This is a genomic window from Paenibacillus phyllosphaerae (assembly GCF_014192105.1).
Taxonomy (GTDB): Bacteria; Bacillota; Bacilli; order Paenibacillales; family Paenibacillaceae; genus Paenibacillus_Z; species Paenibacillus_Z phyllosphaerae.
The window spans coordinates 1-13616 of record NZ_JACHXK010000014.1 but is presented as its reverse complement, the minus strand read 5'-3'; the positions used below and the strand labels follow the sequence as shown (position 1 = coordinate 13616).

The 13616-nt window shown below is 55.3% G+C and carries 10 protein-coding genes; all 10 read left to right on the top strand.

Annotated features, from left to right (window positions below):
- The first annotated feature begins 1 nt into the window (after window position 1).
- The 10 genes from mmsB (at window position 2) to FHS18_RS23425 (ending at window position 13512) form a co-directional block, all read left to right on the top strand.
- Entirely contained in the window at window positions 2-1165 is a 1164-nt protein-coding gene (gene mmsB / locus FHS18_RS23470; protein ID WP_183602818.1) for a multiple monosaccharide ABC transporter permease, read from the top strand.
- Between the two features lie 206 nt (window positions 1166-1371).
- Window positions 1372-2382, top strand: a complete 1011-nt coding sequence (locus FHS18_RS23465) for a substrate-binding domain-containing protein (protein WP_183602817.1) — start codon at window positions 1372-1374, stop codon at window positions 2380-2382.
- Window positions 2383-2418: 36 nt separating this feature from the next.
- Window positions 2419-4263 carry a cache domain-containing sensor histidine kinase gene (locus tag FHS18_RS23460; protein ID WP_183602816.1) on the top strand — a complete coding sequence of 615 codons (1845 nt, stop codon included), beginning with the start codon at window positions 2419-2421 and terminating at the stop codon, window positions 4261-4263.
- Window positions 4253-5452: a response regulator transcription factor gene (locus FHS18_RS23455; RefSeq protein WP_183602815.1), complete on the top strand. Its 1200-nt coding sequence runs from the start codon at window positions 4253-4255 to the stop codon at window positions 5450-5452. The genes FHS18_RS23460 and FHS18_RS23455 overlap by 11 nt, the downstream gene beginning before the upstream one ends.
- A 174-nt stretch (window positions 5453-5626) precedes the next feature.
- A complete protein-coding gene (locus tag FHS18_RS23450; protein ID WP_183602814.1) occupies window positions 5627-6775 on the top strand; it encodes a GntR family transcriptional regulator in 1149 nt (382 codons plus the stop codon).
- Window positions 6776-7526: 751 nt separating this feature from the next.
- Window positions 7527-8780, top strand: coding sequence for a glycoside hydrolase family 125 protein (locus tag FHS18_RS23445; RefSeq protein ID WP_183602959.1), 1254 nt, complete (start codon window positions 7527-7529; stop codon window positions 8778-8780).
- 228 nt (window positions 8781-9008) lie between these two features.
- Window positions 9009-10325 (top strand): ABC transporter substrate-binding protein, encoded by a 1317-nt coding sequence (locus tag FHS18_RS23440; RefSeq protein WP_183602958.1) that lies wholly within the window; start codon window positions 9009-9011, stop codon window positions 10323-10325.
- Window positions 10326-10396: 71 nt separating this feature from the next.
- Window positions 10397-11284: a carbohydrate ABC transporter permease gene (locus FHS18_RS23435; RefSeq protein ID WP_183602813.1), complete on the top strand. Its 888-nt coding sequence runs from the start codon at window positions 10397-10399 to the stop codon at window positions 11282-11284.
- 12 nt (window positions 11285-11296) lie between these two features.
- On the top strand, window positions 11297-12220 hold the full coding sequence (locus FHS18_RS23430) for a carbohydrate ABC transporter permease (RefSeq protein ID WP_183602812.1): 924 nt from the start codon (window positions 11297-11299) through the stop codon (window positions 12218-12220).
- Between the two features lie 155 nt (window positions 12221-12375).
- On the top strand, window positions 12376-13512 hold the full coding sequence (locus FHS18_RS23425; protein ID WP_221401433.1) for a glycoside hydrolase family 76 protein: 1137 nt from the start codon (window positions 12376-12378) through the stop codon (window positions 13510-13512).
- The last annotated feature ends 104 nt before the right edge of the window (window positions 13513-13616 follow it).

The window sequence follows — 13616 nt, the reverse complement described above, 5'->3', positions numbered from 1 at the left end:
CATGGAAACCGCACTTCGCGCCATTCGAGGCAATGTTCGGCAATATGGCATGATCATCGCACTTATTTTTATCATGCTGCTGTTCCAAATTTTATCGGACGGCATACTGCTGAAGCCGCTTAACATTACGAATTTGATTCTTCAGAACAGCTACATTCTTATTCTGGCAATTGGCATGCTGCTCGTCATTATTACCGGGCATATCGACCTGTCGGTCGGTTCGGTCGCCGCTTTCGTCGGCGCCGTCTCCGCGATCATGATGGTCAATCATCAGATGCCGTTCCCAATCGCCATCGTGCTCTCCCTCCTAATCGGTGCAGCGGTAGGCGCGTGGCAAGGATTCTGGGTCGCCTATGTGCGCATCCCTTCCTTTATCGTAACGCTTGCCGGCATGCTGCTGTTCCGGGGACTGACGATGCTCGTCCTGGACGGGAAGTCCGTCGCCCCGTTCTCGGCCGGCTTCCTCTCCATCAGCACCGGATTTATTCCGGACCTGCCCGGGGAGCGGGATCTGCATATGGTGACGCTGCTTGCCGGCATCGTGTTCTCGCTGCTGTATATCTTCATGGAATGGCGCGCGAGACTCATTCAGCGGCAGTATCAGTTCGACGTGCTCCCGTTCCCGCTTTACTTGGCTCAATTGATCGGCATCGTGCTGGTCATCAATCTGTTCACGTACGTGCTTGCTTCGTATAAAGGGTTGCCCAATATTCTGATCATGCTGCTCGTATTGGTCACCGTCTACACCTTCGTGATGCGCAAAACGGTCATGGGCCGGCATATCTATGCGCTCGGGGGCAACGAGAAAGCGGCGAAGCTGTCCGGGGTGAAGACGAAGAAAGTCACCTTCTGGGTATTCGTCAACATGGGCGTCATGGCTGCGCTGGCAGGCCTTGTCTTCGCGGCCCGTCTGAACGCGGCAACCCCGAAGGCGGGCGTCAATTTCGAGCTCGACGCCATCGCCGCGGCCTTCATCGGAGGCGCATCGGCGAGTGGAGGCGTCGGCACGGTAATCGGCGCGATCATCGGCGGTCTGGTCATGGGCGTGATGAATAACGGCATGTCGCTGATCGGGCTTGGCATCGATTATCAGCAAGGGATCAAGGGACTTGTCCTGCTGCTTGCGGTCGCCTTTGATTTATATAACAAAAACAAAGCCTCTTAAGTTGGTAGAAGGCGCGGCCGAAGCGTGCATGTATGCGCGGATGCCGCGTTTTTTGCCGATTCTAAGCCTATCCGCCTGCGGGATACGGGTCCGAACAAGCGGATGTAAACGGACTTTGGCGCATAGAGAAGAACGTGCGTATGCGCTTTCAATACGCGATGATATAATGGAATGCGATTATATACTGCTTGCTTGGAGGGATTGGCTTGAAGAAGCTGCTGCTGCTCTATCTCGTGCTGATCGGCACTTTCGTGGCTTACCTCTTCACCGCCTATTTGCGTGATGGCGACGGAAACCTGAACGCCGTGACAGGTCTGCACGGCGAGCGGGACGAGAAATACGTGATGGTCAATTTTCTCACTGGGATCGATTATTGGAAGAATGCGCTCAAAGGCTTCGAGGATGCGGCGGAAGCGCTCGGGGTGTCCGTCGAGTACCGGGGCTCGACGCAGTATGACGTCCATGAGGAGGTCACGGTTCTGGAGCAGGTGATCGCCAGGAAACCGGCGGGCATCGCGATTACCGCCATTAACTCCGAAGCGCTCAATGCGGCGATTAACAAAGCGGTTGAGGCGGGGATCCCCGTTGTCATGTTCGACTCGGACGCGCCCGATAGCAAGGCTTACTCGTTCCTGGGCACGGACAATTACAATGCGGGCGTAACGGCTGCGCGCCAGATGGCCGAGCTCGTCGGCACGGAAGGGGAGCTTGGGATTATTACGCATCCGCACCAGCTCAATCACCAAGAGCGGACAAGGGGGTTCCAAGAGACGCTGCGCAAGGAATTCCCCGATCTTACGCTCGTGAGCATCGCGGACGGCAAAGGCGATCAGCTGGAGTCCGAACGCAAGGCGCTGGAGATGATGAAGCTGTATCCGGACCTTCGGGGGATCTTCGTCACCGAAGCGAACGGCGGCGTCGGCGCCGGCAACGCCGTTCTGAAGGAGGGCAAACTCCAACAGGTGAGGATCATTAGCTTCGATACCAATAAGGGGACGCTCGATATGGTGAAGAGCGGGACGATCTCCGCGACGCTTGCGCAGGGGACGTGGAACATGGGCTACTGGTCGCTCATGCAGCTCTTTCATGTGCATAATGAACGAATCGATCCCATACCGGACTGGCAGGAGACGGATGTGTCCCCGCTGCCGGCTTATGTGGATACCGGCATCACCGTCGTCACCCAAGCGAACGTTGACCACTATTACGCCAAATAACCGCCGAGACACATCGAAGAGGGAGGGGATACTTCCATGCCGCTCAAATGGCTTCAGCTTAATAACTGGTCGATCCGCAATAAATTGATTGTTCACTTTCTGCTGATCAGCACCCTTCCTGCTCTGTGTATCGGCATTCTCATCGCATGGGCAACGAACGGCACGATCGAGAAGCAAGTCAACAATCAGACCGAGCAGTTGATCGGCAATGTCAACAAGTCGCTCGATCACTACGCCGCCAATCTGCAGAGCATCACTTATTTTATCGCGATGAATCCGGAGATTCAGTCCTTCCTGACAGGAGGAACGGCTGCGCTTGCCGGGGACGAGACCCAGTACCGCACGTCCAAATTCCTCGAAGGATTCACGACGCTGTACAGCGAGGTCGCGGGAATCATGGTCGTCAACAGTGATGGCGAATACCTCAGCAACGACATGTATGCGCGCAACGACCGGAATTTGACGGAGGAGAGCTGGTATAAGGAGGCCGTCGCCGCCCAAGGCATTTTTCAATTGATCGGTCACCCTTCGGGCCGTAACGTCATCACCCATGCCAATTACAAGGACAGCGAGATCGTCTCCGGCGTCAGGGCGATTCTGGAGCCGGAGTCCCAGAAGACGGAAGGGGTCGTGCTGATCGACCTCAAGCTGCGCGTCATTGCAGAGACTCTTCGCGATGTGACGCTTGGCAAGTCCGGCTACTTGATGGTCGTCGATGACAAAGGCGAAAGTATCTATGCCCCGCGGAATTCCGTGGCCGGCCTGTTGGATGTCGGGAAGCTGAACATGACTTCGGGCACATTCGCGGAAGAAGTGAACGGTGCGGATTTGCAGTTCATTTATCAGCAGTCTTCCTTCACCAATTGGACGACCTTAGGCGTATTCTCCGTGGCGGATACCGTGCAAGAAATTAAGGATTTGAATCTCTACCTGGTCTCTTTCGTCTTCGTCGTCTGTATGCTCGGCATCGCGGCTTCCTATTATCTCTCTCATTCCATCTCTCGGCCGATCACCCAATTAGCTTCGTTCATGCGCAAGGTCGAGGAAGGCAATATGCATATTCGGATCCCGGGGTCCAGAACGGACGAGGTCGGCCTGCTCGGCCAAAGCTTCAATAAGATGCTGGCTCAGATCAACAGGCTGATCGGACAAGTCGGCCTGGAGCAGCGGCAGAAGCGGGAGGCGGAGCTGCGAAGCTTGCAGGCGCATATCCAGCCCCATTTTCTGTACAACACGCTGGATACGATCCAATGGCTGGCCCGCAAGGACGGTGCGCAGGAGGCGACCGAGATGGTCCAATCGCTGTCGAAGCTGTTCCGGATCGGCCTCAGCAAAGGACAAGAGATGATTGCGCTGGCCGAAGAACTCGAGCATATCCGAAGCTACCTGAACATTCAGCAGACGCGTTACAAAGAGAAGCTCCACTACCGGATTGAAGTGGATGAGGAAGCGATCGGGCGATTGCTAGTGCTGAAAGTCTTCCTGCAGCCGATCGTGGAGAATGCCATCTACCATGGAATCAAAGAGCGAAGGGGCCCCGGGATGATCACGATCCGCGCGAGCGTTACGGGCAGCTCAATACGGTTCACTGTCGAAGATAACGGGGCGGGCATGAGCGAATCGCGTTGCGCCGAGCTGCAGCAGATGCTTGCATGGAACGGCAAACAGCCGGCAGAGACGAAACCGGAAGGCGGCGAAGCGCGATCGGTTGAGTCGGCGGTCGGCAGCTATGGGCTGCGGAATGTACAGGAGCGCATTCAATTGAGTTTTGGCGATGGCTATGGTCTGACGATATCGAGCCAGCTTAAAGTTGGGACGACCGTAACCATCGATCATCCGATCATTCGGTCGAAGGAGGAGGGGCAACGTTATGGCGCCTAGATGGAAAGTGTTGATTGCCGATGATGAAACGATTATTCGCGAAGGGATCCGCGGTTCGGTTCCGTGGGACCGGCTCGGCATGGAGGTCGTGTGCGAAGCCGAAGACGGCGAAGAAGCTTTGGAGCTCGCGGTGCTCCATCGCGTTCATATCTTGCTGGTCGATCTCAGCATGCCGATTATGAACGGTTTGACGCTGATTCAGCATATTCGGGAACAGCTTCCGGCCTGCAAAGTGGTCATCATCACCGGGCACGACGAGTTCGCCTACGCCCACGAAGCGATCAAGCTGAATGTGGACGATTATATCCTCAAGCCGATTAATCCCGCTGCGCTCACCGATGTGCTGGATCGTGTCGTTACCCAATTGAATGCGTCGATCATCGAGGATGAACGGCTGCATATGGCTTCGAAGCAAATCGAGAAGAATTTCACGCTGCTGCGGGAACGCTTCTGTCTCGAGTGGATCAAAGGCGATCTGGCACGGGAGGAAATCGAGGAACAGCTCCTCTTCCTGCGGATGCCTCAAGAGGCGCCTCAGTTGGTTGGTGTGTTGCGCTGGCCGGAACAATCGAATGGAAGATCGTTCTATTCGGAGCGTGACCGCCAACTGCTGCTGTTCGCGATGGAGAATATTGTGGAAGAGTGCTTGGACGGATTAGTCTGCATCCATTGCCGGGACCAAAGCGGCCTTATCGTATTGTTCGTCTGGGGGGCGCCAAGCGAAGGGCAGCTGGAACGGATTCAGGGGAGCATCGCCGAATATTTGAAAATCCAGGTGCTTGCGAGTTACCACAAGACGGAAGGGGAAATGTTGCGCATTCCGGAGCTGTACGCCGAAGCAAGATCGGCTGTCCATCGGGAATCCCGTTTATCTCCGCTCGTGCGCAGGACGAAGGAACTGATCGAGACACGGTTCCATGAACCGCTGCTGTCGCTGGAAGGCGTGGCAAGCGATCTTTGCGTGTCGACCGTCTACTTGAGCCGGATATTCAAGCAGGAGACCGGGACATCCTTTGTCAGCATGCTCACCCATATGCGGATCAAGCAAGCGATCCTGTTGCTTAGCGAGACCGATCTGGCCATGCATGAGATTGCCCATCGAATCGGCTACGAAACCCAGCATTACTTCAGCACGGCATTCAAGAAGGCGGTTGGCGTGTCGCCAAACCAGTACCGGAAAAGCCGGTAAATGCATGAGGCTGTATGGACGATTATCTGCGTGCCGCGCTCCGAAAGGGGATTAATTCAACTCCGATGCAGTCAGCAGCCTGATATGTCAACTCAGCTTGGCAAAACTCATATATCATGATATATTATTATGTAATATTGCGACATTGGGTTGTTGGAAGACGGAGGGACGAACATGTCGAACGAAACATCGAAGCCGATGTATGAGAAAATTTTTGAAGCGCTGCGTGACGAAATTCTGGAGCGAAAATATGAGCCGGGCGATCGTGTTCCGTCCGAAAAAGAGCTCGGCGATATGTATAATGTGAGCCGCATTACGAGCAAGAAGGCGCTCGAACTCATGGCAAACGAAGGGTATATCGTCCGCCAGCCGGGGCGTGGGTCGTTCGTTGCCGAGCAACCGGCAGGTGCGACGAAGCCTGTTAGCGGCGGAGGGGCCGCGCACCAATCGCGTAAGGCAGACGGCAAGCTGCTCATCGGTCTGGTCATCACCGATTTTGCGGACAGCTACGGCAACGGCTTGATCTATGGCATGGAGGAAGCTTCGCGCCAGCAGAATTGCTACCTCGTGCTGCGCCGCACGTTCGGCATCCCGGCGTATGAAGAAGAAGCGATCAAAGGGCTGCTCGAGCTTGGGGTGGACGGCTTGATTATCTTCCCGGCGCAGGGCGAATACTTCAATGCCGAGATACTGAAGCTGGTCATCAATCAGTTCCCGTTCGTGCTGGTGGACCGCCACCTGAAGGGGATCTCGGCCGGTTCGATCGCGACGGACAATGCCGGTGCCGCGAAGGATGGCGTGAACCACCTGTTCGAGCTCGGGCACAAGTCGATCGCATTCCTGACGCCGCCGCCGACCGATACGACGGCGATCGAGGAACGGATCGAAGGCTTCATCCAGGCGCATGCGGAGAAAGGCATCGTCGTCGACCGCGAGCTCTGGCTGGAGCTGACCTCTACGCTGCCCAAAGCGAATACGGAAGAGAACCGCGAACAGGACATTCAGCGGGTCATGGCGCATCTGGAGCGGCATCCGCACATTACGGCGCTGTTCGGGACGGAGTACAATATTGCGCAATTAGCCGTTCAAGCGGTACATCGGCTAGGCAAATCCGTGCCGGAAGATCTCTCGATCGTCTGCTTCGATTGTCCGGAGACCAACGGCAAATTCCCGTTCACCCATCTGCGGCAAAATCAAACCGAAATGGGTCGCCTCGCCTTCGAGAATGTACTCAAACTTCGCGACGGCCAATCGGTTCCGAGCAAAATCCTGCTCGATGCGTCGTTGATTGTGAGCGACTCGACGGGGCCGGCGAGGTCATGATATGAAAAGACTGAGGTTAACTACAGCCACTGCGCAGTTGAATGTTCCTTCCATCGCTGTTGTTCCCGGATCCCTTGATTAGACTTTAAGGGGGGGGATCCGATCACAAAGGCGAACGCTGGCGCTTCTCCGGAATCATTCAACTGCTCCGTTCTTGGTTTACCTTATTAATGCTACATCCAAATAATACAAGTAAAATGCCCATCCGGTTTACCGGCATGGGCATTTATAATTAGAAAACGTAAAGCGTGTCCACAAAGTGGACGTCAAGCGAGGATCAGCTCGGAGCTTACATTGGTGCATCTGCGTATCGAGTCTGCTCCAAGAGGCACCAAAGCCGCAAACGAAGCTCGAACAAAAGCTTTGAACACCATAGCGATTGCACCCAGCAATCCGATATGGGGTTCAAAGCGAGCCCACCAAGAAAGGACAGATCGAAGACGGCCGCGTAACGAGTCACGCCATTTTCGGGTGTCCTCAGAGTTTTCCAGAGGAAAACTCACTTCGGAAGCATAAGCAGGGCCGGGGCCCTTGGGGTCCCCTCCTCAGGAGGGGATTTAGGGGAGGTGCCTTTAGGTTGGTATGAAAAGTTGATATACTTACTTTAAATTTACATATTGACATACCATATACATGTCAATATAATAACATTATGAAATGTAAGCGGTTTACTAGCAGCGATTACCTGACAAGGGGGAGGCAGGAAGGCGTGGCGCAATCAACGCAAAACCCGGCATCGATTCTACGATTGATGCAGCACATCCGAGCAACGTTGCCCGATAAGGAGCATCTTGCCGCGATTTTCGAGAATGGCTTCAGCAACACGCTGCATACGACGATCAAGCGTATGCCAGATGGCACGACATTTGTTATAACAGGTGATATACCAGCTATGTGGCTCCGCGATTCGGCGGCCCAAGTACGTCCCTATCTGGTACTGGCGGGCGAGGACGCCGATCTGGCGGATATGATCGAAGGCTTGGTACGCAGACAGCTCGCTTGCGTGCTGCTCGATCCTTATGCCAATGCGTTCAATCAATCGCCAACCGGAGGCGGCCATCAGCAAGATCTGACGGCGATGACGCCATGGCTGTGGGAGCGCAAATACGAGATCGATTCGCTCTGTTATCCGTTGCAGCTGAGCTACCTGCTCTGGAAGAACACCGGACGCACCTCACAATTCGATGAGACGTTCCGCCGGGCGGCAGCCGCGATCATCGAATTGTGGACGACGGAGCAGCACCATGAGACCGAATCGCCCTACAGCTTCGAGCGGCTCAATTGCCCGCCGACGGATACGCTTCCAAGAGACGGCAAGGGTTCGCTAACGGGATACACCGGTATGACCTGGAGCGGTTTCCGGCCGAGTGACGACGCCTGTACGTACGGCTATCTCATTCCGTCGAATATGTTCGCGGTCGTCGTGCTCCGTTACCTGGAGGAAATCGCGACAGAGGTGCTCGCAGATCCTGGCCTTGCGGAACAAGCGTCGTTATTGCGTGCAGAGATCGACCGCGGCATCCAGCATTACGGGATCATCGATCATCCGGAATACGGCCGAATCTATGCTTACGAGACGGATGGTCTTGGCAATCACAACCTGATGGATGATGCCAATGTGCCGAGCCTGCTGGCTATTCCTTATCTGGGTTATGTCGGCAAGGAAGATCCGGTCTATCAGAACACGCGCAGGTTCATCCTCAGCCGTGCGAATCCTTACTTTTTCGAAGGAGAGGCGGCTTCGGGAATCGGAAGTCCGCATACGCCTGACCGGTATATTTGGCACATCGCGCTGGCCATGCAGGGGCTTACGGCAACCGATAAGCAGGAACAAGAGCAGATGCTGGAGTTGCTCGCGGCTACGACTGCGGACACCGGGCTCATGCACGAAGGGTTCCATGCCGATGATCCGCAACAGTTTACCCGTCCGTGGTTCTCATGGGCGAACATGATGTACAGCGAGTTGCTGCTCGATTATTGCGGCATTGCAGTGCGAACGAATTAAAGCGGTTTCAAGAGCACTTATTCAAATACATGCGTTACTAAAGACGGCAGTACCGTTTCACCTTGAAATATAAGAAGGTATAAGTTTCACCTTATACTAAAGCTTCTATTTCTCCGGAATGAAACTTGTATCGCCATTAGTCACGGCAGTACCGTTTCACCTTGTTGCGAAGTATATAACTCGAACATATTAAGGGAGGCATGAATCGTGAAAAAACAGATCACCATCATGGCTTTGGCAGCAATTCTGGGCGTTACGGCAGCTGGCTGCAGCAATAACGGCAACGCGGGCACGGATGCGGGAACCAATTCCGGAAGCAATGCGGAGACGAACAGCGGATCGAAGAACGGAGATTCGGGATCGGGCAAGCCGGTGGAGCTTACGTTCTGGGGAGACTGGGGCGGCGAAGGCCAGAAGCAATTCGAGACGATGGTCGATGCGTTCAACAAATCCCAAGACAAGATTCGCGTCAAGTACGTGCTGCAACAGGACATGATTACGAAATTCCTGACGGCGTCCACTTCGGGCGGCGCGCCGGACGTTCTGTTCTGGGACAGATGGCGTACCTCGCTCTACGCGCCGAAGAACGTTCTTCATCCGATCGACGAGTTCCTGGCGGCGGACGGCATCAGCAAAGAGGATTTCTACGGCGAAGCGCTCAAGGAGCTGACTTACAACGAGAAGCTGTACGGACTGCCATTGACCGTTGACGCACGCGCCCTGTTCTATAACAAGAAGATTCTGGCCGATGCCGGCGTAGAGCCGCCGACGACGTGGGATGAACTGGAGCAGGCGGCGATCAAGACGACCAAGTGGAACGGAAGCAAGCTCGAAGTAGCAGGCTTCTCGCTCGGCGATCCGGGGCTGTTCAACATGTACCTCCAGCAGGCGGGCGGCCAGATGATGAGCGAAGACAACACGAAGACGAATTTTAATACCGACCAAGGCAAGTCGGTGCTCTCCTTCTGGGATCGCTTGCTGAACGAGGATAAAGTGTACAAAACCGGCTTCGAGCAAGGCCTCGGCGAAGGCACGGATGCATTCGTTACCGGCAAGCTGGCGATGCAGTACACCGGTCCATGGATGCTCAGCACGTACAAGAAATACGGCAAAGATCTCGACTTCGGCATCGTGCCTCCTCCAGTGGGACCGAATGGCGACAAGGGCAGCGTAATGGGCGGCTTCGGCCTCGTTATTCCGGAGGGCGGCAAGCATCAGAAGGAAGCATGGGAATTCATCAAGTGGTGGACGGCGAACAAGGACAACGCGCTCCTCTGGGCCAAAACAAGCTTGAATATCCCGGGCTACAAGCCTGCGCTCGAAGATCCGTTCTTCAAGGATGATCCGTTCTGGAAGCCGTTCCTCGACACGCTGGAATTCGCGAAGATCCGCCCGGCTCACCCTGGCTATTCCGTCATGGAGAACGATGCGGTCATTCCGAACCTGCAGCTGTTCCTTCAGAAAAAGCAGAGCATCGAGGACACGCTCGAGAAGTCTCAGAAACGCGGCGACCAGCTGCTGTTGGATAACGCGGACGTGAAATAGGTATCGGCAGCGGGGGACGTTCTAGCGTCCCCCGCGCTATAACCGATGGAAGGAAGAAAGGAGGAGTGCTGATGTCTTCAATGGGGAAATTGAATAAGCATCAGGCACGAACGGCGTATTTGTTCATCACGCCGACCATGCTGTTGTTTGCCGCGTTCACGATCATTCCGGTCATAATGGCGCTCTACTTAAGTTTTACGAACTATGACGTGGTAAGCCGGATGGATTTCGTCAAATTCGACAATTACAAGCGTCTGCTGCAGGACGATCTGTTCTGGACGACGTTCAAGAACGTCGCGTTCTATTCGGTCATCTTCATTCCGCTCAACATTCTGATTTCTCTGCTGCTGGCCATGCTGCTGAATTTCCGCCGATTCGGCGTAAAGCTGTTCCGGACGATGAACTACCTGCCGACGCTGACGTCAGCGGTCGCCGCGGCGACGGTCTGGATCTGGCTGCTGCACCCGGAGTTCGGTCTCGTCAACAATTTGCTCAGCTACGTAGGCATCACGGGACCGGCTTGGCTCGCGCAGACGGAGACGGCGATGTTCTCGATCATCATGGTAACGCTATGGCAGTCGGTCGGCTCGAACATGGTCATCTATATTGCGGGCCTGCAAGGGGTGCCGGATTATCTGTACGAATCCGCGAAGCTCGATGGCGCTACCGCCTTCGACCGCTTCCGTTACATTACATGGCCGCAGTTGCGTCCGACGACGTTCCTGGTGAGCACGATGTCGATCATCGGGGCGCTGCAATTGTTCGATCAGGCATTCGTCCTTACGCAAGGCGGCCCGGGCAATGTGACGAAGACGCCGGTGTACCTCATCTACCAGCAGGGCTTCAATCAGCTGCAGATGGGCTATGCTTCCGCGCAGGCATTCGTGCTGGCGCTGGCGATCCTTATTTTCTCGCTTATCAACATGCGCTTATCCAAATCCGAAGAGCCTATCGTATAAGGGGGAATGGACATGGCTCAGCAAACAATTTCCGCAGCTGCTGCACGCAGAACCAGGCCAGCCTCCGTTACGGCGAGGAAGGTGCTGGCAAGCGTGGTGTTCTATATTGTCACGATCGTGATCGCCGTTTGCATGTTTTTGCCTTTCTTCTGGAGTCTGATCACCTCCTTCAAGCCAAGCGACGAAATCTTCTCGGTGCCGATCAGCTGGCTGCCGTCTCGCATTACGTTCGAGCATTATAAAGCGGCGTTCACCACGGTGCCGTTCGGCCTTTATTTCTACAATTCTTTCGTGCTCGCGGCAGCGGGCGTGCTGTGCAATCTGTTCTTCGGGTCGCTCAGCGGGTATGCGTTCGCGAAGCTCGATTTCAAGTTGAATAAGCCGCTATTCCGCGTGCTGCTGGCCGCGATGATGATCCCGGGCATCGTGACGATGATCCCGAGCTTCTACGTGCTGAAGCATTTTCCGCTGATCGGGGGCAATGATCTGATGGGCGACGGGGGCAACGGCTTCCTGAACTCGTTCTGGGGCATCATTCTTCCCGGCGCTTCCGGCTCGTTCGCGGTATTCTTCATGCGCCAGTTCTTCCTGACGCTGCCCTCCGACATGATGGAGATGGCGCGGATCGAAGGCTGCCCGGAATTCCGCATCTTCTGGAACATCTACTTGCCGCTGACGAAGCCGGCGCTTGCGACGCTCAGCATTTTCACCTTCCAAGCCGGTTGGAACAGCTTCCTCTGGCCGATGATCATCCTGAACGATCCGGACAAAGCGACGATCCAGATGGGGCTGCAGGCGTTCTCGTACAATTACCAGACGGACTACGGGCCGATGATGGCCGGGGCGCTGATCGCGATCCTGCCGATCCTCATCTTGTTCCTGCTCTTGCAAAAATATTTCGTCCAAGGCATCGCTTTTACCGGCACGAAAGGGTAGTCCGCTTGTCCCGCGATGAAACGCGCTTCGCAATTATTTGAATCTGGATAAGATGTACGGCCTGTAAGGATTAAACGTTGGGTGGCGGGCCGCGTAGGGCTAGCATCGCCTGCGTCGTCCTCCTCCACTCCAAGTTCTCGAATGTGGTGATTCTATTGAAACGAAAGTATGTGCTCGGATTCGCTGCGGCGATCATAATCGTCGGCGTTGTGCTCGCCATCCTGCAAGCCGACCGGGTGAAGGAAGCGTTCTCGCCTGCGACAAGCGTCTGGCAAGATCGGGCTGATGAGGCGCAGGCGGAATTCACGAAGTCTTTTTGGGATGACAAACGGGGATTGTTCAACAATGCCGCGCCGTGCATCGCCCAGCTGTGCAGCGATCCGTTCAACTATTGGTGGCTCGCGCACGTAGTCGATGTGCTGGTGGATGGCTATGAACGAACCGAAGACAGCGCGTATACAGACCGGCTTGCCAAGCTGTATCAGGGTCTCCTGGACCGGAACGCCGGCGTGATGATCAACGATTATTACGACGATATGGAATGGATGGCGCTTGCCTGGCTGCGGGCGTATGACGCCACGAAGGATGAACGTTACAAGTCGGCCACGCTCGAATTGTGGACCGAGATCAAGACCGGCTGGAATGATGAAATGGGCGGCGGCATTGCTTGGCGGAAGGAACAGCTGGACTACAAGAATACGCCGGCGAATGCGCCAGCCGTCATTCTGGCCGCAAGATTGTACCGGCGATTCGGCGATGAGGCAGATCTCGCATGGGCGAAGAAAATCTACGACTGGCAGAAGAAGAACCTCGTCGACCCGAATACCGGCCTAGTGTGGGACGGCATGAACCGCATGGGCGATAGCGCAATCGATAAAGACTGGAAGTTCACCTATGGGCAAGGCGTCTACATCGGCGCAGGCGTCGAGTTGTATCATGCAACCAAAGAGGCCGGCTATCTGGATGACGCATGCCGGACGGCTGCGAATTTGAAGACGGACTTCTTGTCCCCGGCTACCGGGATGCTGCCTTCCGAAGGCGATGGCGACGGCGGATTGTTCAAGGGCGTGCTCGTGCGCTATCTCGGTGAACTCATCGAGGCCGACCCTGAACAGCAGGAGCTGATCGAGCTGCTCCAGACGAACGCGGACAGTCTGTGGGAATACGGCAAGTCCGCCGACAGCGCGCTATTGAGCAATTCCTGGGCGCAGACACCGGATGCGGTCGTGCAGATGAGCACGCAGCTGAGCGGCATGATGCTGCTCGAGCAGATGGCGAAGCTTGAGAAGTGAGAATGAGAGTTGAACACTCCCACCACCTAAAGAGGTGGGGGATTCTTGGATTGTCAAACCTATTGGTTTGAAGTTGTCCTGCTGGTGCAGAACCCCAAGAGAAG